The following is a 23,102-nucleotide window of genomic DNA, read 5'->3' as shown; positions in this document are numbered from 1 at the left end:
GAACGACCATGGACATCACCAGGAACATGAACGGAGCCAGAGCGCTCGCCGTGGGCGCAGGGCTCGCGCTCGCGCTCGCAATGGGCGCCGCCCCGACGCCAGCTATGGCAGCCGGACGCGTTGGAACCACGAAAGTAATGGTCAGGACCGAGATCGACAACGTTGAGTTCAAAGTTCCGACGGTTATTCCCTTCGTCGCCAAGGCCGACGGCACGCTTCAGGGCCCCTCAGAAGACGCGACCACCATCGACAATCATTCGGCCTACGGCATCCATGTCACCAACATGAAGATCGATGCCATGAACACCTGGACCATTGCTGCCGACGCCAAGACCGGAACCGCGCAGAACTCCATCGACTTTAAGGTCGGCCCCGACGGCGCACTCCAGAACGCCAGCGCCGCAATGCAGGGGACGGGCCTCGATCTTTCCAAGAACGCAGCCTTCGACATGGGCTACCAGGGCATTGCCGGCGGCACGGACAAAATTAAGCTCAAGACAAGCGGAAACGTCGCCCGCGTCACGCGCGACATCTTCCGCGTAACCGGCGAAGGCGATCAGGTTGCAACGATCACCTGGACGGTCGAGCCCGGTGCGCACACGGCATAAGGCCGTCGCCCTGGCCGCCGCCGTCAGCATCCTAGCGTTTGGGCCAGCCATGGCCTTTGCCCAGCAAGAACAGGCGCAGGCCGCCACGCAAGTGACGGTCGACCTCTCGGAGCTCGACCGCGGCGACCGCGAGGAACCGTTGGCGCAGACAGGCGACAGACGATGGCTCTTGGCAGCAGGCGCCACAGCAGCAGGCGCGGGAACCGCCGGCCTCGGTCTGCACATCAAACGCAGCCAGAAACAAAACACGGACAGGCCGCACTAAATTAGCTAAGGAGACCCCATGGCATCGAAGAACCTTTTGCCCGTCGTCGCACTCTGCGGCGCGCTCGCAACCGGAACGCCTGTCGCCGCTTGGGCGACTCCCGTCATGGCAGACTCCTTACCAGCAGCCCTAAGTTCTGCACCAAATCCGTCGAGCGCCATTGCGTGCAAGCGTTTTTCGATCGCACAGGCCGCAAGCTCAACCTCGGGATGCCTTCGTCGTAATACGGACGGCTCGATAGTCGTGGATATCAAGCGTTCGAACAAGGCAAACGGCTCCCAGGCGGGGTTCGCCGTCTGCACGTGGCGTTCGGTTGTGCTCGATGCGGATGGCGATCCATGCAATTTAGAGCTGCGCATCGACATCGCTTCGGTCGATGACTCGGCGAACGGAGCGAAGGTCGCCTTCGACGGTACGTTTTTTGAGAAAGGAGGCGGTATATGTCTGGGCTGCGCCGCCGCGAATGCAGACGATGCGCAGCCCACCCTCTCATTCACGGCATCGTTGCGGCTGACCAAAGCCGGTACCGATGCCACCGCGGCGGGAGAAGCGTCCCTGCTGTTCTACGCCGTCAGCGCCAAAGACACAGACGCTCATTTCGAGAAGCCAGCCGGATCACTCAGCCTTACACGAGGGATAGAGGCAGGCCCTATTGAAATCGATGCCCACACGCAAAGCAGGCAACGCATTCTTGCCGACCCGGCGCTTCTCGAAATGGAGTGGAACGGATCCGGAGCCATCGGAATTCTTCCCTCCGCGCTTGACGCCAAGACGCTCCCCCCAAACGACGAACCCATCAACGCAACCATACAAGAAGGGAGCGCGGACAAAGAAGCAGGTGCGGGCGACACGCCGCCGCCGACAAACAGCGTCTCAGCTTCTTTCGAAGCACCGAATGAGCCCGCTAACGATCCAAACGATCCCGAGCTCGCAGACAGTCTGGGACTTGCTGATCCTCAAGAGATCGATGAAGGTAACTGCTGCGTGCTTGCCGCGCTCGACCACACAGAGGTCATCGACGCTGCGAACATCGAAGTTGCCGCCGCCAATCAGCCCGTCCGCAAGTCAGCCATCATCGCATTTCCTGAATCCATCGAAGTCGTCTTTTTGCCATCGGGCGAGGTCGTGGCCCCAACACTGCTCACCTTGTTGGGCGCCAAGAATACTCGAAACGAAATTAAAAAGGTCACGGTTGTCGACCCTGCAACCACCGCCAAGCTGCGTCTATACGCCGTTGCTCCAGACGGAGGCAAGACCTTAGAATTCGATGGTGACACACTCCTAGCCTGGCGACGTCTGGACATTATGCAAGACGTCTCGTATCAGATCGAACTCGAAGGGTTTGATCGTGCCCGCGATGCCAATATCATCGCCGCGGCTATTGAATCCCCGCAGCGGCTTATGACACTGCGCTTTGAATACTATCCCTATGTCCCGACAACCACCTGAGGCTTAAATGCCGCGCATCATTCCTAATACCACTTATATAACGTATTAGATGAGTCGCGATGTGCCTCGCATTTCGTTCTGCTACGATTGCCACGTTGGCATCAATACAGGAGGGCTCATGCCGGGCTTGGGAACAATCATCAACGTTGTGCTTTTAGTTGCGGGCGGTCTTTTGGGATTAGCGGGCGGCCGCTTCATCACACCGCGCATCCAAGACACGCTCATGAAAGCATCGGGGCTGTGCGTCCTGTTTATCGGCCTTGGCGGCACCATGCAAAAGATGCTCCTTATCGATGGGAAGGCGCTAGCGACCACCGGCACCACCATGCTCATCGTCTCATTTGCGCTCGGTTCGCTCATCGGCGAGGCCGTCAACTTGGAAGCCGCCATCGAGAACCTTGGCGAATGGCTCAAGCGCAAGACCGGCAGTGAGGGCGATAACGAGTTCACCAACGCTTTTGTCTCGACTTCACTCACCGTGTGTATCGGCGCCATGGCAATTGTGGGATCGATCCAGGACGGCCTGCTCGGCGACTGGTCAACGCTTGCCCTCAAGGGCGCACTGGACTGCATCATCGTCTGCACCATGACGGCGTCGCTCGGACGCGGCTGCATCTTCTCGGCCCTGCCCGTAGCCGTGTTCCAGGGGACGATCACGTTGTTTGCCGGCGCGCTCTCCCCCATCATGACCACAGCAGCCCTCAACAGCCTTTCGCTCGTAGGCTCCATGCTCATCTTCTGCGTCGGCGTCAACCTCATCCGTCCTCAGACCTTCCGCACGGCCAATATGCTCCCCTCCGTCGTCATCGCCGTCATCTACGCCCTCCTGTTCTAAATCTATCAACGCAGCGGTATCTCGAACACCTGTTTGATGCTGTGCTATGATATGAGGTCACCGTAGCTGCGTTCGAGAGGAGGAGCGGTGGCCGACCAGGACATCAAGATGCTCATCGAGCGCATTATGGCCGAGGCCCGGACCCATCAGTCTGCCCGCTTCTCACATGAAGTCTACGCAGACGAGCCGATTCTCAAAACCGGCCGACAGATGCAGAATTTCCTCCCCGACCAATACCGTAAAATGCGCGAGATATCGCGCTGGCAGGATGACCCCAAAGGCGGCGCAGGTCGCTGGCTTTCGGAAGCCGAGCTTTTCTACCGCCAGGGCCTGCTGATGGCCGACTTTGAGGACGACTGTCCCTACAACGGCACCTTTAAGTCGTACTTTCCCACCTACAATGCCATGAGCGACCGGCAGTTGCGCGGCTACTTTACCTGGCGTGCCCAAGTGCGCCGCGGAACCGTCGAGGAAACGTCTACGTCCTTTGCCTTTCTGTATCTCTATGAGCTGATCTGCGGCATTGGCGTAGATGACCCGCTCGACGGTTTTAACAAGATCAAGGCCTTTTGGGATGTCTATCGCGCCTTCGAGCCCGGCATTGATCGGTTTGCACGCGTGTGGTTGCAGGATTACGCCGTATTCCATGGGCTCGACCCCAAGCTGCTTCGTGACTCTAAAACCGTCATGTTCGATAACGCCCTTATCGAGCTGCGGCGCGCGGCACGAGACCTTGTACCGGCACCGGCACCGTCCGACCAGACCCCCAAACGTCGCAAAACCTCCGAGCCCACGCTCCCCCTTCCGCCCGATGAGGTGCGCGAGGAGCGACTCATGGCCGCCATCAACGCCCTCTCCACGTACAACCTAAGTAACTCGCGGCTCGACCGCAGCCACCACCGCGATCTGCGCCACGTGGCATGCGCCGTGTATGTCCACATGGCGCGCTACTATGACACGCACCGAAAGACCGGCATCGTAGCGAGCTTGTTTGGGGAGGAGACGGCCATGCCCTACACCATGTTTGCCTCGGCCGTATTCTTTGCGCCCGAGCGCCACGAGGACTGCGAATACCGCCTGGATCCCATCCATATCTACCGTTGCCAAAACGGCTTTTGGGAATGTATGCGTATCCATGGTAGTAGGCAAAAGAGCAGCAAGCTCGGTGAAATGATGCGCGCCTGCGACCAACGCCTGCGCCTGGCGCTGGACCCCGCCCATCCCCTTAAGGAAGAAAAGGTCCCCAAATATCTGGCCAAGATTATCGATGACGAGATTGTGGCATGGCTTTCGTGGGACGCCGCACACCAGCCCGTCAAGATCGATATCGATCTGAGTCAGCTGGGGCACATTCGGAACGCCGCTGCGCAAACGCGCGAAGCGCTTTTGATCGATGAGGAACGCGAGGACGGCGCGTCCGCAGAAGCCGAGGCAGCGGACTCAGGGCAACCGGAAGCCGGGCCCGTAGCCGACGCGATTGTCGAGGCGGTCGTGGCACCCATTCGGCAGGACTTGACCGACGAGCCGACCATATCCACCGAACAGTTTGGTGTCGTGGCACCGCTTCTCGCGCCAACGTCAGCGTTCGCAGCCGCAGTGCCCGCTGACGCCACGAACGAACTCGCGCCCGCCGCAGACGCCTATCTCCGCGCGCTGCTCGAGCACAACGCAGTACAGGCGGAATCGGCGGTAGTGCAATCGGGGCAGAGCGAGGACATGCTCGTCGATACCATCAACGAGACGCTCTTTGACCTGGTGGGCGACACCGTAATTGAATTTAGCGCGGCAGGGCCGCAGATTATTGAGGACTACGAAGCAGACGTGAGAGGATACCTAGACCATGAGTGATACCGCATCCGCAGCACCCCGCGTGCCCAAGCGCGTCGCCGCCGTTATCCTAAACTCGCTCAAGGGCGGCGTGGTCCCGCGCATCGGCCTTCCCTATATCACCGTGGGACGCGAGGTCGAGATTCGCGCCCTGCTCACCGATCTGAGTCTCATCTCCGACGGTGGCGCGAGCTTCCGTTTTTTAGTCGGTCGTTACGGCGCCGGCAAGAGCTTTTTGCTCCAGACCATCCGCACGCACGCCATGGGCGAGGGATTCGTCGTCGCCGATGCCGACCTATCCCCTGAGCGCCGCCTGCAGGGCGGCCAGGGACAGGGCCTTGCCACCTACCGTGAGCTCATCCGCAACATATCGACTAAAACGCGCCCCGAGGGCGGTGCGCTCAACCTTATCCTGGATCGCTGGGTCGCCTCGTGTGCCGATGCCGATGAGTCTGCCGTCAATGCCCAACTGGCCCCGCTCGAGGAAATGGTCCACGGCTTCGACTTCGCCCGTATGCTCCGCCGCTACCGCGCGGCCGTATCCGAGGGCGACGAAGAAGCTATGAGCCGCGTGACCAAATGGATTCGTGGCGAGTACCGCACCAAGAGTGAGGCACGCGCCGAGCTGGGCTCCTCGACCATCATCAGCGATGACGACTGGTACGACTACGTTAAGCTCATTGCGCGCTTTTTGGTCTGCAGCGGCTACAAGGGCATGCTGGTGCTCATCGACGAACTCGTGAATCTGTATAAGATTCCCAACGCCATCACACGCCAATACAACTACGAGAAGATCCTGACCATGTACAACGACACGCTCCAGGGCAAGGCGCAGTACCTGGGCATGATCATGGGCGGCACGCCAACCTCCATCGAAGACCGCCGCCGTGGCGTGTTCTCCTACGAGGCCCTGCGTAGCCGACTCGCTCAAGGCCGCTTTGCACGCGAGGATCTTAAGGACATGCTCGCGCCCATCATCCGCCTGCAGCCACTCACCTATGAGGAGTTGCTGGTGCTCATCGAAAAGCTCATGCAGATCCATGCCGGCTACTTTGGCTGGACGCCCACGCTTACCGAGAACGACTTGGTGGACTTTCTCAAGATTGAGTTTGGCCGCGTGGGGGCCGACACACATCTGACGCCGCGTGAAGTCATTCGTGACTTTATCGAGTTGCTCGATATCCTGTGTCAGAACCCCGATGCAAATGTGGCGGAGCTGCTGCAAAGCGTTGGTGGCGACGCGCTGGCGCCGGCAGCCGCAACAGGCGACACCGGCACCGCAGACGGCGACCGTAACTTCGCCGAATTCACCATCTAGCCTGCCAAAAAGGGACAGGTTTATTATGGTAGGTTCTATCTGGGCAAACGTTGAGGCAGTAATGCAGCAAGCCGTTGCCAGCCGCGTTGAGAGATTCGTTTTTGAGAGGAGGCCCCGTGAACGCCTTTGACCGCTACGCCCCGTTTATCCAAGACTTCATCTACTCCCACGATTGGGAGAGCTTGCGCTCTATCCAGGTTGCGGCGGCAGATGCCATCTTTAACACGCAGGACAATGTGCTCCTGACGGCATCCACGGCTTCCGGCAAAACCGAGGCAGCCTTTTTTCCCATCCTGACCGAGTTTTGGGAGAACCCGCCCGCAAGCGTGGGCGCCCTCTACATTGGCCCCCTCAAGGCGCTCATCAATGACCAATTCGTCCGCCTCAACGACCTGTGCGAAGAAGCCAATATCCCTGTCTGGCACTGGCATGGCGATGTCTCGCAGTCGCACAAGGCTAAGCTCATCAAAAAACCGAGCGGCATCTTGCAGATTACGCCCGAGTCACTCGAAGCGCTCTTAATCCATAAGCACATGGCGATCCCGCGCATGTTTTGCGACCTGCGCTATGTGGTCATCGACGAGGTCCATTCGCTCATGCGCGGCGACCGTGGCGGGCAGACGCTCTGCCTTATCGAGCGACTCTCGCGCATGGCAGGCGTGCAGCCCCGCCGCATTGGCCTTTCGGCCACCATCGGCGACCCCGAGCGCACGGGTGCCTTTCTCTCACAGGGAACGGGACGCGACTGCGTTATCCCCCGTTTTGAGGAACCGCGTCGCGTGTGGCGTATCTCCATGGAGCACTTCTACAACTCGGGTCCCCAGGCACAGCAGCGAGGATTCGAGAGCATGGGTCCTCAAGAGGCCGAAGTGCTTGCGTGCGAGCGCATTGAGGCAGTGGCACCCGCGGCGCTGCCCGCATCCGGACAAGACATGCGCCACAGCGGACAGCTTACACAGGCGGAACGTCGTCAACGTCGCGAGCAGGCGCGGGGCAAGGACGCTCCCAAAGACCGTCGCACTTCCTCGGCCCCCGAGGGCGAAGTCGACATCCCACGAGCGACCGAGCAGGCGCTTCTCAACCCCACCGACACGGCGCCCGACAACGCCGACCCCGGTATGGGCTATATCTTTGAGCATACGCGCGGCCGCAAGTGCCTGGTCTTTGCCAACTCGCGCGAGGAGGCAGAGGCCGTGTGCTCCATGCTGCGCAGCTACTGCGAAAGTCGACACGAGCCCGACCGCTTTCTCATCCATCACGGCAATCTTTCGGCATCGCTGCGCGAGACGGCCGAGGAGCTCATGCGCGACGAGGAGCAGGCGCAGACAACCGTCACCACCTCTACGCTGGAGCTCGGTATCGATATCGGCCGCCTGGAGCGCGCCTTCCAGATTGACGCGCCGTTTACCGTCAGCTCCTTTTTGCAGCGCATGGGGCGCACAGGCCGTCGCGACCTTCCGCCCGAGATGTGGTTTGTCATGCGCGAGGAAGAACCCGAGCCGCGCACGATGATGCCCGAAACCATTCCCTGGAAGCTCCTGCAGGGTATCGCGCTCGTACAACTCTATCGCGAGGAAAAGTGGGTCGAGCCGCCCGAGCTCGATCGACTCCCCTACAGTCTGCTCTATCACCAGACTATGTCGACCCTCGCCAGCACCGGCGAGCTCACGCCGGCCGAACTTGCCCAGCGCGTGCTCACGCTCAGCTATTTCCACCGTGTCTCGGCAGACGATTACCGTGTGCTGCTGCGTCACCTCATTAAGATCGACCATATCCAGGTCACCGAAGGTGGCGGGCTCATCGTGGGTCTCGCGGGCGAGCGCATCATTAACAACTTTAAGTTCTACGCCGTGTTCCAGGAAAACGAGGAGTTCACCGTTCGCAGCGAGTCGGCCGAGCTGGGCACAATCGTCAATCCGCCACCGCCCGGTGAGCGCATCGCCATCGCAGGCCATTGCTGGATTGTCGAGGAAGTGGATTGGAAGCGTCATACCGTCTTTGCCACGCAGGTCAAGGGCCGTGTGCCGGCCTACTTTGGCGACTGTCCCGGTGACATCAACACGCACGTACTCGAGCGCATGCGCAAGGCGCTCAACGAGCACGCAACATATCCGTACCTCATGGGTAACGCACGGGCCCGCTTAGTGCAGGCTCGTCATACGGCCAAGCTTTCGGGCGCGGGAACTAAGCCGCTCATCAACCTGGGTGGCGACACCTGGGTGCTCTTCCCCTGGCTGGGCAGCTACGCCTTTTTGGCACTCGAGCGCATGCTCAAGATTAAATGTGCCGCGGAGCTGGGCCTTCGCGGACTCGACCCGTCGCGCCCGTACTTTATGCAATTTAAGATGAAGGCCGACGAAGAGATGTTCTTTGAAGTGCTCGCCGCCGAGGCCGTGAAGGACTTCGATCCCATCGAGCTCGTCTATCCCGGCGAGGTGCCTTACTTTGATCGTTACGACGAGTACGTTCCCGAGGAGCTCGTGCGCAAAGGCTTCGCCGAAGGCGTGCTCGACATCGAGGGCATGAAACAGCGCGTCCTCAGCTGGCGCGACCACGCCTAAGGCCAGTCCTTTTTGGGACGGGGAGACTTACTTGTCGTGAAGGATGGTGCCGAGGAAGTCGGTGTCGAAGGGCACAGCTTCGGCAAAGGCGTAGTCGCCGTCGCTGGCGATGAGCAGATAATTCTCCTCGCCGCCGAACTCTGCATCGCCACAGGGGACCACCCAAGCATGGTCGAACACCTCAAGCGCCGTGGCGGCACAGTCGCGCAGGAACGTCACATCGCTCCCCTCGTTTGCGCTCACGATATTGGCCACGTAGATACCCCCGGGGTTCAGGCTGCCCCGCACCAGGCGCAGCGCCTCAACGGTCGCCAGCCCGCGCACGGGCTCGGCACCGCCAAAGCAATCGCTCACGACCACGTCGTAGCGACGATGGCCCACGCTCGTCACACCCAAATACGAGCGAGCCTCAGCGGTTATCACCCGCAGGCGATCGCCCGCCGCGCGCTCCAGCTCGTCTAGGTAGAACCAGCGGCGCGCCAGGCGCGTAACCTCGGCATCGTACTCAATGACGTCCATGCGCAAGCTCTCGTGCGACATCAGCGCGAACTTGGGATAGGCAAACCCGCCGCCACCCAGCACAAGCATGCGGTCGATGCCGTGACCATAAGCATCGCGCATCGCATCCTCGGACTCAAACACGTCGTCAAACGCACGATAGTACGCAAAGACGGGCTCCGCCCAACGCTCACCAACGTAGCTTGCGCTTTGGTAGACGCCGCCTTGCACCAACACGCGAATCTCATCGCCGTCCCCATCGTGCACGCGCTTCACACGCGCCAACCCATTGCGGGTTCGCGCAACCTGCAGACAGGCAGCACGAACAGCGACGGCGGCCGCACCAAGTGCCGCGGCTCCCAGGGCAACGCCGGCAACGACGCCAGCAGAAACACTCGGCTTGTTCATCTAGAGCTCCTTTTGCAGATAAAGGCCATGGTCATAAAATCCAAGATGGCGATAGTACTCGCGTGTGCCAATCGCGCTAATCACGTTGATACGCGCATAACCCGCATCCCGGGCAATCTCGCACGCACGCTCTACGAGCAGACGCCCCAACCCATGGTGCTGGGCCGCCTGGCCTTGATACCCCACGCGCGCCGCCATGCCATACACGTGTACCTCGCGAATCATCGCCTCATCCGGCATCGTCAGCAACTCGTCCGCATGCGCGGCAACAAACGAATGGTCGGGCAGCGACAACCGCAAAAAGCCCGCGATCTTGCCCTGCGGCGTCACCCACTGCAAAAAGCGCTCGTGCGTCACCGGCGTCTCGTACGCCACCTCCTCATCAAGAGATAGCTCATCCAAGTCGGCACCCGCCGTGCTGATCTCGCGATAGCGAATCTCGCGCACCGTCGCACCGTCACCCCGAGCGGCCAAGCGGTTTTCGACGAGCTGACGCAGGTTGGGTTTCTTGTTGCCCACCATGATGTCGTCGGAACTAAAGTCACGGATCATGCGACTGATGCGGCAGAACGCCGGCGTCACCACGATGTCGTCGGCCAACACATCGAGCAGTTCTTCCTCGGTATAGGGGCGCCACTCGCCGCGCTCGTAGCAGCCCACCAAACGCGAGCCCTCGATGAGCGCACACGGGTAGACCTTGACCTCGTCGGGCATAAAGGCCCCTTCGGTCATAAAGCGTTCGTAGTCGCGCTTGTCCCCTTCGGGCGTGGCACCCAACAAGTTAAGCATAAAGTGCGCGTGGATCTTAAAGCCAAACAGGCGCGCAAGCGAAAACGCCCGCTCGATCTGCGCCACCGAAATGCGACGCTCGTTGATATCGAGCAGGTGCTGGTCGAGGCTCTGGATACCCATCTGGATCTTGGTGCAGCCCAGGCGGCGGATGAGCGTAAGTGCCTGCGGCGTTACGGCATCGGGACGCGTCTCGATAACGAGTCCCACCACGCGATGCTTTGCCGTCTCGTTGATGCGCTGCTGACGCTCAAGCTCCTCCATCGTTGCCGTTTGCCACTCGGCAACCTCGCCCCACGGCGTACCAGGGCCGTACAGACAACGCACCGCGCGGTTATAGCCGCCCACGGCAGCATCCACACGACCCTGCTCGTCGGCAACGCCGGCAGCAAGCTCAGCCTCGTCAGTCGCAATGCCGGCAGCCCGATAGCGCTCGCGGCGCTCCGCTACCACCGGCGGCAGGGCATCGGCAGGCGCATCGTCGAGCAGACGCCCCGCCTCGGCACGGCTGATGCCCGGACGCGCCAACATGGGGTTAGCCGCCACACCAGCCACAGCATCGTCATTGAGCGCGCGGAAGAGCTCCGACATAAACCACGCCTGATACCCTTGCGGATAGTCGCTCCAGGTACCGCCGAGCACAATGAGCTCAATCTTATCGGTCGCATGCCCCATCTGCGAAAGCGCCGTCAAACGGGCACTCACTTGCAGATACGGGTCGAAGCAGTTTTGCTCCGCACGGGCACACGCCGGCTCGGCATGCAGATAGCTTTTAGGCATGCGCAGATCGTTGGGGCAAAACAGGCAATCGCCCGAGCACGGCCAGGGCTTGGTGATAACGGTAATGGTCGCCACGCCCGAAGCCGTGCGACGAGGCTTCATGCGCAGGACCTGCAGCAGTTGACGTTCCAGATCGGAATCGACATTCCACGCAGCCCACCGAGCCGGCTCCTCGCGTTTAACCCGCTGGCAGAATGGCAGCAGGCGGCGCTTGGCCAGGTCACGTTTGTCGGCGCCCTCACGGCGCGCCTCGGCATGTATCAGTTTGACGAGCGCCTTGTCGTCCACGGTCTCGCCGCGACGCAGGGCCTCGAGTATGTTCAAGATAATCTGTTCCATGTCCCCATTGTAAAGGTAAAGGCGCCGGAGCCGATCTCGGCTTCGGCGCCTTCATCAAACAGCGCGTCTATATCTTCGCCTAGGCTTTCGTCTGCCTCACTACTCCGAATCAAACGACATGTCGCCCGAACCGACCTCAAAACGATACGTAGCAGACTTATCGCCGTTATCGAATTCAAGATTCAAAATGGTCTCGCCGTCGTAGTCAAGCGGAAGGAAATCGCTCTCAAAGTCGCCGCTGCCCAAGGTGAGGCTCGCCTTAAAGCCCGTCGAGTTCGGAACCGTCATCTCCACATCGCCCGAGCCCACACTCACGTCCATCGATTTCGCGGGGGCCTGGTAAAGCTCGAACGTCACATCGCCCGAACCGACCTCGGCATTCAGAGTGTCGGTCACGGTGCCCGCGAACGCGACGTCTCCCGAGTCCAACGTCAAATCAAAGTCGTGGCACGCAATGTCCGCGACCGTCAGGTCTCCCAACCCCACGTTTGCCGTAATGCCCATCATGTTATCGGCAAGCTCACGCGGCAGTTCAATGGTGACCTTACGGTCATGGGCGCGCTCGTCATCGCAGTCGAACTGGCTAATCTTGAGTGTAGAGCCCTCGATCTTAACCAGATTCTGAGTGGCGGCATCGGAAGCAGACGCCCCCTTTGCAACGCGCCCGCTTTCGATGACACGTACCGGTCCGCCAGAGACACGTTTAATCTCGACCGTCCCCGACGTCACATCCAAGTCGAGCGATTGGAACGCGTCTTCGTCAAAAGTCGTGCTCGAAAGTTGCTGAGGCCGAGCGGAATATTTACCGCCATCGTTCATAAAATCGTCGTCGTCAACCACATCGTCCATACCGGACAAGCCGGATACAACATCGTCGAGATCCCACGGGCCATCAAAATGAATCAAAGTCCGCGAAGTGCCAAAGACGAGCCCGATGATGAGCACAAACGCTCCGATGCCAACGCCCAAGCGTACCTTGGATTCATGCGAAAGCTTCATCATTCATCACCCTCTTTGGCGATCGGCTCAGCGGTGGTCGCGGTAGCCACGTCAGTATCAACTGAAGCGGAAGTATTCTGAGCCCTAGCCGCCACCGGCGCCGGACCAACCTGAATATCTCCACGCGCCCAATCACCATCGAGCGCACGCGCCACCCAGTGATAGATGGGAATCGTGAAGAAGATCAGCGCGGCAAAGGGTCCGGCACCAAACAGGAACATCAGCAAAAAGAACAGCAGCCAGCACACGGCCCAATACGGGAACGACTGGAACGGGCCCTTCACCGGAGTCGAGCCAACTGCGCCGCCACTCGTCGTCTGCGCCGTAGCGGCATTGGCGGCCTGCGCACTCCAGCTTGCCGCTTGCGCCGCCTTGGCGGCGGCATCACTCGCCTGCGTTGCCGCCTCGGTAGCACGCGCCGCCGCCTCATGGGTGCGAGCGCGCTCTGCTGCCTCGGCCTCGCGCTGACGGGCGCGGTCCTCGTTCTCAAACTCGATATCGTCCTCGATCTCGTCGCTCGGATTGAGCAGCTCGTCCAGGCTCACACCATAGAGTTTGGCGAGCGAGATCAGGTTCTCGGTATCGGGCGAGCTCTCCGCGCGCTCCCATTTACTGACCGCCTGGCGCGACAGCCCCAGCTTTCGTGCCAGCCCTTCTTGGCTAAAGCCTTTGCTGCGGCGAAGGTCGGCGAGCCGCTGCGCAGTTTCTACATTCATGGTTCCTCCTATGTAATGCCAGCCGTGCCGCCGGACCGTTTTTGTTCTTAAGGCGCCTTGCACAGTTAAAAATCTATCCGCCACCGCCAAAAGCATGCCACCTATTCTAGTGAGATTTTTGACAACCGGCGGTTGCGGGTGCATATGAGCTGCGGAAATGTGTCCAAACAAAGCAATGACCCGTAGCTTGGTTGTCCCCGTTGCGGCGTTAACGGTAGTATGGTCGTACTGTTTATTCCGCACCGCCAACGGAGGGAGTTCCGCGCCGTGAACCGCGATTTCGCCTCATCGCTCATCCAGCTCAACAACACGTTCTATCGCGAACACTCCGCCTCCTTCTCCGATACGCGCCAGGCCCCGTGGCCCGGCTGGGTGCGCACCATGGACATCGCGCTCGAACAGCTCGACGTCGCCACGATCGAGCATCCCGTCCGCGTCTTCGATCTTGCCTGCGGCAATATGCGATTCGAGAACTTTGCTGCCGGCGGCGCACTTGCCGCCAAGGGCGTCGACGGCGCAAACCCCTCGGCAGATGCCAGCTGCCCGTTTGAGTTCTATGGCGTCGACTCGTGCCAGGATTTGGCTATCGATGCGCGCGGTCACGCCCTGCGCATTCCCAACCTGCACTTCCAGGAACTCGACGTGCTCGACGCCCTTATGAAGCTCAACCCCGCCGAGACGCCCGACGTGCTTTTCGACGCCCCGCTCGCCGACATCTCGGTCTGCTTTGGCTTTATGCACCATGTGCCGTCGTGCGAGTACCGTGTACGCGTGCTCGACGCTCTGGTGCGCCAGACGCGCCCGGGCGGCATCATCGCCATCAGCTTTTGGGAGTTTATGAACGACGAGCGCATGGCGCGCAAGGCCGTTCGTGCCGAGGCCCGCGCCGAGCTCACCCCGCCGTTTGAGGGTTACGATTCAGCGCAGTTTGAAGCCGGCGACCACCTCATTGGCTGGCAAAACGACCGCCACGCCTACCGCTATTGCCATCACTTTGACGATCAGCAGATCACCGACCTGGTGCGCGGCGTCCGTACGTTCTACAAGAGCGGCGAGGTCCCCGTGCGCGAGCTTGAGCGCTTCCATGCCGACGGCCGCAGCGGCGAGCTCAACCGCTATGTGATTCTCAAGCGCCTGTAGGCATCGACGACTCGCCGCCGAGCCGCACCGCATATTTCGGGCAAGCTATGCCCGCCCTTTTTCAATCCATTGACGGAACGTGCAGCTATGCGTTCCAAACTTATGACCAAGGAGCCTCATGGGAGCCGTCCACGTTCGCACGCCTAAGAACTTTGTGCTCGAGGAGCGCCTGGAGCGCTACGCCGATGCGATTGAGACGAACCCCGAGGCCTATGCCGGAGATTGGCGCAAGGCCTGTGCGCCGACTGACAGTGCGTCCTTCGCCCGCCTTCATCTTGATCTGGGCTGCGGCAAGGGCACCTATCTGGTTGAGCGAGCTCGCCGTGAACCCAACACGCTCTTTATCGGTATGGACCAGGAGCCCATCTGCATTGCCTATGCCGCGCAGAAGATCTGCGAGCAGGAGCTGCCCAACGCACTCGTCCTGCCCCGAGGCGCCGCATCGCTGCCACAGCTGTTTGCCGCAGGCGAGCTCGATGCCATCACCATTAACTTTCCCACGCCGCAGCCCAAGGCCAAGTACGCTAAAAAACGACTCGTCCATGTCGACCATCTGATGCTCTACCGCCCGCTCCTTTCAGCCGGCGCTACCGTCACACTGCGCACCGATAGCAAGCCGTTGCGCGATTACGCCCTGGGACAGTTTGCCGCGGCCGGCTACGACACACTTTGGGTAAGTGACGACGTTCGCCGCGACCATCCCGAGCATCCCGAGACCGAGTACGAGTGCCGCACGCGCGAGATGGGTGCCACTGTCTATGGCATTTGCGCCACACCCGGCGAGAAGCCTACCGAAGAGCAACTCGCAGCAGGCCGAGCGCAGGAGCAAAGCCTTGCCTGCTACCTGCCCGATAACCTCGATGAGCTCACCTATGTACCTCTGGGCATGGAAGAAGCCGTCGAGAACTTTAAAAACCGTGCCCGCAAGGGCAAGAAGCGCCTGCCGCAAGAGTCCTAGGGGCTTCTGATGGTCGCGGCGTCAGCAAATAAGCGCGAATAGGCGCCAGCAAACAACCCTCAAACCTAAGTGAGTAGACTTTTTTGCAATAGCCAAGCACAACCCGTATAACGAAAACTAAAACCGCAGATAGAACCCTTGTGCAAAATCCATGTGCTCGCGACATCGCAAAAAGTCTACTCACTTAGCTGGCAACTGCACCAAACGGCCGGGCAGAACGCCCATTTCCTGCATTTTCTCGTACGCTGGCACCCCGCGCCGCCGCTACGCCATAATAGTTGGCGGACAATCGCGAGAGAAAGCAAGCACATGGCACAGACCACGACAGATACCGCCGCCAGCACCGTCTCCGGCGCCGGGGCCGCCAGCTCATTCTCGGGCGGCACGGGAACCGAAGCCGAGTTTGGCTCGCTCGGCGCGCTCTCCCCCACCTGGTGGGAGCCCGAGGACGGCAGCGGGCCCGAACCGTGGCTCACGCCCGATCAGGCCTTCGAACGCTTCTTTGAATGGACGAGCGATCGCGGCATTGAGCTGTGGAATCACCAAGAAGAGGCCCTCATGGACCTGGCCGCCGGCGATCACGTCATTTTGGGCACGCCGACCGGATCGGGCAAGTCGCTCGTCGCGCTGGGCATGCTCTTTATGGGCATGGCACAGGGCAAACGCTGCTACTACACGGCTCCTATCAAGGCTCTGGTCAGCGAGAAGTTTTTCGACCTGGTACAGGTGCTCGGCCGCGATAACGTCGGTATGATCACCGGCGATACGCATATCAACACCAAAGCGCCCGTCATCTGCTGCACGGCAGAGATCCTTGCCAACGATGCACTGCGCGAGGGCGAGGGCGCCGACGTGGGCTGCGTGGCCATGGACGAGTTCCACTACTTTGCCGACCCCGACCGCGGCTGGGCCTGGCAGGTGCCGCTGCTCACCCTGCCCCACACGCAGTTTATGCTCATGAGCGCCACGCTCGGCGATGTCACCGCCATCGCCGCCTCACTCGAGGAACACACCGGCGCTGCTTGCGACTTGGTTGTCGACGCCCCACGCCCCGTGCCGCTGAGCTACGACTACGTGACGACCTCGCTCGAGGGCACCGTCGAGCTCGCCATGCGCCGCGGCGAGGCCCCGCTCTATATCGTGCACTTTAGCCAGGATGCCGCCCTTGCGACGGCACAGTCGCTCGCCAATTTTGGCATCGCCAGCAAGGAGCAGCGCGAGGCCATTAAGGAAGCTGCCAAAGGCACGAGCTTCTCGACGGCCTTTGGCAAGATCCTCAAGCGCTTGCTTGGCTGCGGCGTCGGCGTGCACCACGCCGGTATGCTGCCGCGCTATCGTCTGCTGGTCGAGCGCTTGGCGCAGCAGGGCCTGCTGCCTGTCATCTGCGGCACCGATACGCTCGGCGTCGGCATCAACGTACCCATCCACACCGTGGTCCTCACCGCACTCACCAAGTTCGATGGCTACAAGATGCGTCGCCTGCGCGCCCGCGAGTTCCATCAGATTGCCGGTCGCGCCGGCCGTTCGGGCTTCGATACCGAGGGCATGGTCATCGCCGAGGCCCCGGAGCACGAGATCGAGAACGCCAAGCTCATGGCCAAGGCGGGTGACGACCCCAAGAAGCTCCGCAAGATTAAAAAGAAGAAGGCCCCCGAGGGCTTTGTCACCTGGAACAAGCAGACCTTTGAGCGCCTGATTGAGACTCAACCCGAGACGCTCAAGCCGCGCCTGCGCATCACGCACTCCATGGTGATTAGCGTGGTCGAGCAGGGCGGCGACGCCCGTGCCCGCGTACACGACCTCATCGAGACGAGCCTGCAGACCCCCGAGGAAAAGGCCAAGCTCGAGGTTCGCGCCGATGAAATCTTCGCCACACTCATCGATTCCGGCGTCGTCGTTCGCACCGAGGTGCCGCCCGCACCCGACGCCCCGACTGACGCCGCACCAGACATCGACTATGCACTGACGGTCGATCTGCCCGAGGACTTCGCGCTCGATCAGCCGCTCTCGCCGTTCTTGCTTGCCGCGTTGGAGCTGCTCGATCCCGAGAGCGAGACCTATACCATGGATCTGATCTCGATGGTCGAGGCAACGCTCGAGGACCCCAAGCAGGTGCTGCGCGCACAGGAGCGCGCTGCGCGCGACCGCGCGATGGCTGAAATGAAGGCTGACGGCGTCGAGTATGAGGAGCGCTTGGAGCGCATTCAAGACGTCACGTACGAAAAGCCGCTCGAGGATTTGCTCGACGCCGCCTTTGACAAGTACTGCCAGGAAGTGCCCTGGGCAAACGACTATCAGCTCTCTCCCAAGAGCGTCCTGCGCGATATGCTGGAAAGCGCGAGCGATTTTAAGGGCTACATTCAAAAGCTCGGCATCGCCCGCTCCGAGGGCATTCTGCTGCGCTACCTAGCCGAGGCCTACCGTTCACTCGACCGCACCGTGCCCATCGAGAAGCGCGACGAGCGCCTGCGCGACATTATCTCGTGGCTGGGCTTTGTGGTGCGCTCGGTGGACTCGAGCCTGGTGGACGAGTGGGAGAACGCCGGCAACCCGGCAGCCCTCGACGCCGCGCCGCCGCAGGGCATCGACGAGGTCGTGGCGGACCGTCGCGGCTGCACGCTATTGGTGCGCAACGCGCTCTTCCGCCGCGTGACCCTTGCCGCCCGCGAGCACGTTCGCGACCTGGGCGAGCTCGACGACGACTGGGGCATGAGCGAGATCCGCTGGCAAAAAACACTCGACGCTTACCACGAGCAGCACGAGGAAATCCTCACCGACGGAGATGCCCGCAGCGCCGCGATGTTTTCCATTGACGAGTCCGACGAGAAGACTGCGCACGTATGGCACGTGCACCAGATCTTTGCCGACGAGGATGGCGACCACGATTTTGGCATCATGGGCGATGTCGATCTGGACGCCACGCAAGACGGCGGCGAGGTCATCTTCAAAAACTACCGCGTCGGCTTTATCGAGGACCTGCTCGAGGACTAGCCGAACATACTGGAACGAAACGAAACGGGGCCGTTGGCAATATCGCCAGCGGCCCCGTTTTTTGCGCGATACGCTATCCCCTACTCGGTATCCTCGACCTCATACGAATCCGCCTCGGCTGGCTCATCGTTTGTCTCTGTCGCAGCCCCGCGCGCCTCGTCAAACGCGGCCTTCATGGTCTTGTTGCCCCACGTGAGCTTGCGAATGGTAAGATCGTCGGCCTTCTTGTTGGCTAGGCGCAGATTGTTCTCGGAGGACAGCAACGCCTCCTTGGTTTTCTGCAGGTGGCTAATCGTCTTGTCGATCTCATCAATCGCCGTTTGGAACTTGCGGCTCGCGATCTCGTAGTTGCGACCGAAATCATTCTTGAACTTTTCCATCTTGGCTTCGAAGTTCGTGACGTCGATATTCTGCTGCTTGTACTCCGCTAGCTCCTGCTTATAGCGCAGCGAACCCATGGCGGCGTTGCGCAGCAGCGTAATCATGGGAATGAAAAACTGCGGACGGATCACGTACATCTTCTCGTAGCGATAGCTCACGTCGACTATCCCTGCGTTATAGAGCTCGCTCTCGGGCTCCAGCAGGGTGCAGAGCACCGCGTACTCACAGCCTTTCTGGCGACGATCGTGATCGAGTTTCTTAAAGAAGTCCTCGTTTTTGTGCTTGGTCGCGGTCTCATCGTTCTCGTTTTTCATCTCGAACATAATTGAAATGACCTCGTTGCCGCTCGCGTCGCACTCGCGGAAGATAAAGTCGCCCTTGGTACCCTCGGACGCATCGTTGTCTTTCTCGAAGTACGCGTTGGGAAACGCCGTCATGCGCAGACGGTTGAACTCGGTCTCGCAGTGCTGCTCAAGCGACTCGCCCACCATCTTGGTGGACAGGCGGACCTTCATGTCCTTAAGGCGCTCAATCTCTTCATCCTTGTAGCGAATCAGGTCATCGCTCGCGCGCTTGGCCTGCGCGAGCTCGAGCTCATGCGCCGCCTTAGCCTGTTCCTCGCGAGAATCGCGCACCGCCAGCTCACTCGTCAGCTTGGCACGTGCCTCATCGCGCTCTCGCTCCGCCGCGGCAACCGCCTCCGACAGGTTCATTTTTGCCATCAGTTCCTGCTCGCGCAGCTGGGCACGCAGACCCTCGGCCTCTTGCTCGGACTGTGCCTTAGCGGCGGAAAACTTCTCTTGTACCGTCGCGCGATAGTCAGTAAGCGCGCGCTCGGCCTCGCTGCGAGCGGCATCGAGCTCGCGCTGCGACTCAGCCGCAGCGGCGGCAAGCGCCATCTCCTGGGCCTTGTCCGCCGCGGCAAGCTTGGCCTGCAGCTCGGCAATCTGAGCATCACGTGCAGCTAAATCGTTTTGAGCAGCGTTGCGCGCCGCCGACTCGGCAAGCTTTGCTTCGTCATCTTTGCGCCCAAGCTGCGCACGCAGGCTATCAATCTCACGCTGGAGTTCGGCATTTTCCTTTTGAGCATTGGCTCGCGCCTCTACCGCCGCGCGCTGGCTTGCACTCTCGCGCTCTACGGCAGCGCCCTCGAGCTTAGCGCGCAGCTCGGCAAGCTCAGCATCGCGCTTGGCGACTTCTTGTGCCAGCTGCTGAGCTGCAGCGTTCCTCTGCTCGACAAGCTGAGCATTGCGCTGAGACTCCGCCTTTTGCAAGGCAGCCGTCGAACGCGAGCGCTCAAGCTCCAGCGCCTGCTCGCCCTCGCGCTGGACAGCCTTCACACGCTCATCCAGGTCGCGCGAGAACTCGGCATCGCGCACTTGCTTGACGATGTCCGCATAGCCGGACGCATCGACCTTAAATACTTCGCCGCAATGCGGGCACTTAATCTCGTTCATAGCAGCTCCTTGCTGGACGCACATTTCAATTGCCTACACTCTACCGCGGCACGCGGACAAAAAAGGCGCCGCCGCCATAATGGCAGCGGCGCCAGAACCACCACAAAGGTGCCTGTCCCCTTTGTGGTGGTTCGAGAATTACAGTCCAAAATAGCCGAGGATTTGATCACGACTTACGGGCTTGTAGTCATTGGCGTCGAGGCCCACATCGTAGCGGTAAATGGGGCGCTCGCGATCGCGGTTGCGTGCGTTGGTGCGGTCACCCCTGCTGTGGATATGCCCATGCAGCATAATGGCGCCACGTGCCTTGCCGTTCCAGCTGAGCATGGGGTAGTGGCTCATAACCAGACGATGGCCCTTGGCATAGCCGGGAGCAATCTCCAGGTAATCGCGCACGTCTTCCCAAATTTGCGGGGCGTCGGAATCTTCCCAGTCGCCGTCATGGTTACCGCGGATGAGCGTCGCATTCTTGCATTCGATACGCTCGCGCAGGCGCACCGCCTCCGCCATGGGCAAGCGATACGTAAAGTCTCCCAGGATATAGAGGCGGTCGTCCGCAGCCACGCACTCATTGATGGCATCGATGACCTTGCGGTTCATCTCCTCGACCGAATCAAACGGTCGATCCATGTCGTGCAAGATATTCGTATCGCCCAGGTGCAGGTCGGCGGTAAACCACATCATCGTCTATGCCCTCATTTCGCAATGCATCCAACTCGTGCTAAGTATACAGACACAGCGATGCGGCGGTTAGCCAAAGAGCCCGCCGAACAGTCCGCGGCGGCGCTTGTCTTGCTTTTTCGAAGCGTCACCCTGGGCGTTCTTGCCCTGCCGCTTCTTACGATCCTGCTCCAACTCATCGTCGTCGAGTAGCAGATCCCACTCAAACGGATCGTCTGTCAGATCGAACTGGTCGTCGTCATCAAACATGGCCGCCTCCATTGCCGACTAGCGGGCATCCACCACATAGAGGCCAACGCGCACCTGGTGCCACGGGCTGCGCTCGGGGGGCAACCTGTTGCACGCGGGCCTCAAATACGTCCTCGTGGCCGTAATACATCATCAAGGACAGCGGGCCGACCTCGTTTCCCGGAACGTAGCCAAGTTTGGTCTTGCCATAGTAGATCGCAACTGCCTCGGGGTCATGGGGATTATCGCGCTCGGCACACAGCGTCAGCTTATCGCCCGCTTTAAGATCGCCCAGGACCAAGGCGCCATCGGCATACTGAAATCCTGCAATGTGAAATGACAGAAGAACACGTGAAGGCTCGTACATAGCAACTCCCCTAACGGCCAGATAAACCGGCGCTTAACCTTATTGAGAAGTCTACGAACTCGTGCGGACACAAATTCATCCTGCCTGCGCCTTTCGACCGTTTGTCGCTACGCCATCTGATTCTAATGCACAAACATGCGCACGAACTTGTGCTTCCAGCTTGCGTAAGGAGCATAGCGGAATGGCACGTCCAGCCACGTTGCCTTGTTCACGATGCTCTTCTTGTGGCTAAACGTATCGAAGCTCTCGCGTCCATGGTACTGCCCCATACCGCTCGCACCCATGCCACCAAAGCCCATATGGCTCGTAGCCAAGTGCATGATGGTGTCGTTGACGCAGCCGCCGCCAAAGGGCACGTAACGCACAAAGCGCTGCTGAACTGCGCGATCCTGGCTAAAGATATACAGAGCCAGCGGCGTCGGACGATCCGTAATAAACGTCTCGGCCTCGTCTAGGCTCTCAAACGTCAGCACCGGCAAGATGGGGCCGAAAATCTCCTCCTGCATCACGGCGTCATCGGGGGTCACGCCGTCCAAAATCGTCGGCTCAATCTTGAGCGATGACTCGCGCGCCGTGCCTCCAAGCACAACCTTATCGGGATCGATCAGCCAACGCACGCGCGCAAAATGCTTGGCGTTGACGATATGCCCATAATCCTCGTTATCGAGCGGATGCTCGCCAAACATACGGCGGGCCTCTTCCCTGATGAGGTCCAGCAGCTCGTCGTGCACGCGCGCATCGACCAGCAGGTAGTCGGGCGCCACGCAGGTCTGCCCCACGTTGAGCCATTTACCAAAGGCGATACGCCGCGCCGCAACCTTCAAGTTTGCGGAGGCATCCACGATACAGGGGCTCTTGCCACCCAGCTCAAGCGTCACGGGCGTAAGGTTTTTACTTGCGCGCTCCATGACGAGTTTGCCGACCGGAACGCTACCGGTAAAGAAGATCTTGTCCCAGCACTCATCGAGCAACGCTTCGTTCTCGGCGCGCCCGCCCTCGACAACCGTCACCAGGCGCAGATCAAATGCCTCTTCACAGATTTGCTTGAGCACCGCGCTCGATGCCGGAGCATAGGCACTCGGCTTGATGACCACGGTATTGCCCGCGGCAAGGGCGCCGGCGAGCGGCTCGAGTGTTAGCAAAAACGGGTAGTTCCACGGAGCCATGATGAGTGTGACGCCATAGGGCACGGCTTGCGTTTTGCACACGCTCACGGCGTTAGCGAGATCGCACGGACGCAGGCGCGGACGACTCCACCGAGCCACGTGAGCGATCTGATGTCGAATCTCGGAAAGCGACGTGCCGATCTCGCACATATAGGCCTCGTCATGCGACTTCCCCAAATCGGTCTTGAGCGCATGGGCGATATCGGCCTCGTGCGCCCGGACCGCATCGCGCAGGCGTACCAGTGCGCGGCGGCGACCGTCAACGTCAAACGTAGCGTGCGTCTTAAAGTAGGCGCGCTGATCGCCGACGATGCGCGCAATTTCCTCGGTGTTCATGGCAC

At 60.5% G+C, this 23,102-nt stretch carries 19 protein-coding genes; 10 read left to right on the top strand and 9 right to left on the bottom strand.

Annotated features, from left to right (window positions below; translation table 11 throughout):
- Window positions 1-8: 8 nt before the first annotated feature.
- The 7 genes from RX395_RS00430 to RX395_RS00400 all read left to right on the top strand — a co-directional run bounded on the left by RX395_RS00430 (window position 9) and on the right by RX395_RS00400 (window position 8,863).
- On the top strand, window positions 9-608 hold the full coding sequence (locus RX395_RS00430; RefSeq protein ID WP_316364661.1) for a hypothetical protein: 600 nt from the start codon (window positions 9-11) through the stop codon (window positions 606-608).
- Entirely contained in the window at window positions 592-873 is a 282-nt protein-coding gene (locus RX395_RS00425) for a hypothetical protein (protein WP_035137055.1), read from the top strand. Before RX395_RS00430 ends, RX395_RS00425 begins: the two co-directional genes overlap by 17 nt.
- Window positions 874-891: 18 nt before the next feature.
- On the top strand, window positions 892-2,322 hold the full coding sequence (locus RX395_RS00420) for a hypothetical protein (RefSeq protein ID WP_316364659.1): 1,431 nt from the start codon (window positions 892-894) through the stop codon (window positions 2,320-2,322).
- A 118-nt stretch (window positions 2,323-2,440) separates the two neighbouring features.
- Window positions 2,441-3,157 (top strand): DUF554 domain-containing protein, encoded by a 717-nt coding sequence (locus RX395_RS00415; protein ID WP_006234467.1) that lies wholly within the window; start codon window positions 2,441-2,443, stop codon window positions 3,155-3,157.
- An 87-nt stretch (window positions 3,158-3,244) separates the two neighbouring features.
- Complete coding sequence (locus RX395_RS00410) at window positions 3,245-5,005, top strand: TerB N-terminal domain-containing protein (RefSeq protein ID WP_316364657.1); 1,761 nt, start codon at window positions 3,245-3,247, stop codon at window positions 5,003-5,005.
- A complete protein-coding gene (locus RX395_RS00405; protein WP_316364656.1) occupies window positions 4,998-6,302 on the top strand; it encodes an ATP-binding protein in 1,305 nt (434 codons plus the stop codon). The genes RX395_RS00410 and RX395_RS00405 overlap by 8 nt, the downstream gene beginning before the upstream one ends.
- A 116-nt stretch (window positions 6,303-6,418) precedes the next feature.
- Entirely contained in the window at window positions 6,419-8,863 is a 2,445-nt protein-coding gene (locus tag RX395_RS00400) for a DEAD/DEAH box helicase (protein WP_316364654.1), read from the top strand.
- A 27-nt stretch (window positions 8,864-8,890) separates the two neighbouring features.
- Here RX395_RS00400 and RX395_RS00395 read toward each other — a convergent pair whose 3' ends face one another.
- The 4 genes from RX395_RS00395 to RX395_RS00380 form a co-directional block, all read right to left on the bottom strand.
- Window positions 8,891-9,769, bottom strand: a complete 879-nt coding sequence (locus RX395_RS00395; RefSeq protein WP_316364652.1) for a spermidine synthase — start codon at window positions 9,767-9,769, stop codon at window positions 8,891-8,893.
- Window positions 9,770-11,677, bottom strand: coding sequence for an elongator complex protein 3 (locus RX395_RS00390; RefSeq protein ID WP_316364651.1), 1,908 nt, complete (start codon window positions 11,675-11,677; stop codon window positions 9,770-9,772). It lies immediately after the preceding gene.
- Window positions 11,678-11,776: 99 nt separating this feature from the next.
- Window positions 11,777-12,676, bottom strand: coding sequence for a DUF4097 family beta strand repeat-containing protein (locus RX395_RS00385; RefSeq protein WP_316364649.1), 900 nt, complete (start codon window positions 12,674-12,676; stop codon window positions 11,777-11,779).
- The gene (locus RX395_RS00380; RefSeq protein WP_316364647.1) at window positions 12,676-13,392 is read right to left on the bottom strand and encodes a helix-turn-helix domain-containing protein; all 717 of its coding nucleotides are present in this window, start codon (window positions 13,390-13,392) and stop codon (window positions 12,676-12,678) included. The genes RX395_RS00385 and RX395_RS00380 overlap by 1 nt, the downstream gene beginning before the upstream one ends.
- A gap of 267 nt (window positions 13,393-13,659) precedes the next feature.
- On the opposite strand from RX395_RS00380, the gene RX395_RS00375 reads away from it, so the two are divergent.
- The 3 genes from RX395_RS00375 to RX395_RS00365 all read left to right on the top strand — a co-directional run bounded on the left by RX395_RS00375 (window position 13,660) and on the right by RX395_RS00365 (window position 18,481).
- Window positions 13,660-14,532 carry a methyltransferase domain-containing protein gene (locus tag RX395_RS00375; protein WP_055287126.1) on the top strand — a complete coding sequence of 291 codons (873 nt, stop codon included), beginning with the start codon at window positions 13,660-13,662 and terminating at the stop codon, window positions 14,530-14,532.
- A 118-nt stretch (window positions 14,533-14,650) separates the two neighbouring features.
- The gene (gene trmB, locus RX395_RS00370; RefSeq protein ID WP_316364645.1) at window positions 14,651-15,490 is read left to right on the top strand and encodes a tRNA (guanine(46)-N(7))-methyltransferase TrmB; all 840 of its coding nucleotides are present in this window, start codon (window positions 14,651-14,653) and stop codon (window positions 15,488-15,490) included.
- Between the two features lie 309 nt (window positions 15,491-15,799).
- Window positions 15,800-18,481: a DEAD/DEAH box helicase gene (locus RX395_RS00365; protein WP_316364643.1), complete on the top strand. Its 2,682-nt coding sequence runs from the start codon at window positions 15,800-15,802 to the stop codon at window positions 18,479-18,481.
- An 80-nt stretch (window positions 18,482-18,561) separates the two neighbouring features.
- Here the strand turns inward: RX395_RS00365 and RX395_RS00360 are convergent, their stop codons facing one another.
- The 5 genes from RX395_RS00360 to RX395_RS00340 all read right to left on the bottom strand — a co-directional run bounded on the left by RX395_RS00360 (window position 18,562) and on the right by RX395_RS00340 (window position 23,097).
- Window positions 18,562-20,319, bottom strand: a complete 1,758-nt coding sequence (locus RX395_RS00360) for a DUF2130 domain-containing protein (RefSeq protein ID WP_316364640.1) — start codon at window positions 20,317-20,319, stop codon at window positions 18,562-18,564.
- A 138-nt stretch (window positions 20,320-20,457) separates the two neighbouring features.
- Window positions 20,458-21,003 (bottom strand): metallophosphoesterase, encoded by a 546-nt coding sequence (locus RX395_RS00355; protein WP_316364637.1) that lies wholly within the window; start codon window positions 21,001-21,003, stop codon window positions 20,458-20,460.
- A 66-nt stretch (window positions 21,004-21,069) separates the two neighbouring features.
- Window positions 21,070-21,249 carry a hypothetical protein gene (locus RX395_RS00350; RefSeq protein WP_316364634.1) on the bottom strand — a complete coding sequence of 60 codons (180 nt, stop codon included), beginning with the start codon at window positions 21,247-21,249 and terminating at the stop codon, window positions 21,070-21,072.
- Entirely contained in the window at window positions 21,242-21,595 is a 354-nt protein-coding gene (locus tag RX395_RS00345; protein ID WP_316364633.1) for an HIRAN domain-containing protein, read from the bottom strand. The genes RX395_RS00350 and RX395_RS00345 overlap by 8 nt, the downstream gene beginning before the upstream one ends.
- Before the next feature lie 122 nt (window positions 21,596-21,717).
- Window positions 21,718-23,097 carry an aldehyde dehydrogenase gene (locus tag RX395_RS00340; RefSeq protein WP_316364631.1) on the bottom strand — a complete coding sequence of 460 codons (1,380 nt, stop codon included), beginning with the start codon at window positions 23,095-23,097 and terminating at the stop codon, window positions 21,718-21,720.
- Between the last annotated feature and the right edge of the window lie 5 nt (window positions 23,098-23,102).

The sequence above is a fragment of the Collinsella aerofaciens genome, from assembly GCF_032584215.1.
Lineage (GTDB): Bacteria > Actinomycetota > Coriobacteriia > Coriobacteriales > Coriobacteriaceae > Collinsella.
This window is presented reverse-complemented; position numbering and strand designations above follow the sequence as displayed.

What these genes read in the sequence shown, in the direction of transcription:
- RX395_RS00350 (WP_316364634.1), bottom strand. Translation starts at nt 21,249, where the DNA reads ATGTTTGATGACGACGACCAGTTCGATCTGACAGACGATCCGTTTGAG.
- RX395_RS00415 (WP_006234467.1), top strand. Translation starts at nt 2,441, where the DNA reads ATGCCGGGCTTGGGAACAATCATCAACGTTGTGCTTTTAGTTGCGGGC.
- RX395_RS00405 (WP_316364656.1), top strand. Translation starts at nt 4,998, where the DNA reads ATGAGTGATACCGCATCCGCAGCACCCCGCGTGCCCAAGCGCGTCGCC.
- RX395_RS00360 (WP_316364640.1), bottom strand. Translation starts at nt 20,319, where the DNA reads ATGAACGAGATTAAGTGCCCGCATTGCGGCGAAGTATTTAAGGTCGAT.
- RX395_RS00420 (WP_316364659.1), top strand. Translation starts at nt 892, where the DNA reads ATGGCATCGAAGAACCTTTTGCCCGTCGTCGCACTCTGCGGCGCGCTC.
- RX395_RS00385 (WP_316364649.1), bottom strand. Translation starts at nt 12,676, where the DNA reads ATGAAGCTTTCGCATGAATCCAAGGTACGCTTGGGCGTTGGCATCGGA.
- RX395_RS00365 (WP_316364643.1), top strand. Translation starts at nt 15,800, where the DNA reads ATGGCACAGACCACGACAGATACCGCCGCCAGCACCGTCTCCGGCGCC.
- RX395_RS00345 (WP_316364633.1), bottom strand. Translation starts at nt 21,595, where the DNA reads ATGTACGAGCCTTCACGTGTTCTTCTGTCATTTCACATTGCAGGATTT.
- RX395_RS00340 (WP_316364631.1), bottom strand. Translation starts at nt 23,097, where the DNA reads ATGAACACCGAGGAAATTGCGCGCATCGTCGGCGATCAGCGCGCCTAC.
- RX395_RS00395 (WP_316364652.1), bottom strand. Translation starts at nt 9,769, where the DNA reads ATGAACAAGCCGAGTGTTTCTGCTGGCGTCGTTGCCGGCGTTGCCCTG.
- RX395_RS00390 (WP_316364651.1), bottom strand. Translation starts at nt 11,677, where the DNA reads ATGGAACAGATTATCTTGAACATACTCGAGGCCCTGCGTCGCGGCGAG.
- RX395_RS00355 (WP_316364637.1), bottom strand. Translation starts at nt 21,003, where the DNA reads ATGATGTGGTTTACCGCCGACCTGCACCTGGGCGATACGAATATCTTG.
- trmB (WP_316364645.1), top strand. Translation starts at nt 14,651, where the DNA reads ATGGGAGCCGTCCACGTTCGCACGCCTAAGAACTTTGTGCTCGAGGAG.
- RX395_RS00380 (WP_316364647.1), bottom strand. Translation starts at nt 13,392, where the DNA reads ATGAATGTAGAAACTGCGCAGCGGCTCGCCGACCTTCGCCGCAGCAAA.
- RX395_RS00430 (WP_316364661.1), top strand. Translation starts at nt 9, where the DNA reads ATGGACATCACCAGGAACATGAACGGAGCCAGAGCGCTCGCCGTGGGC.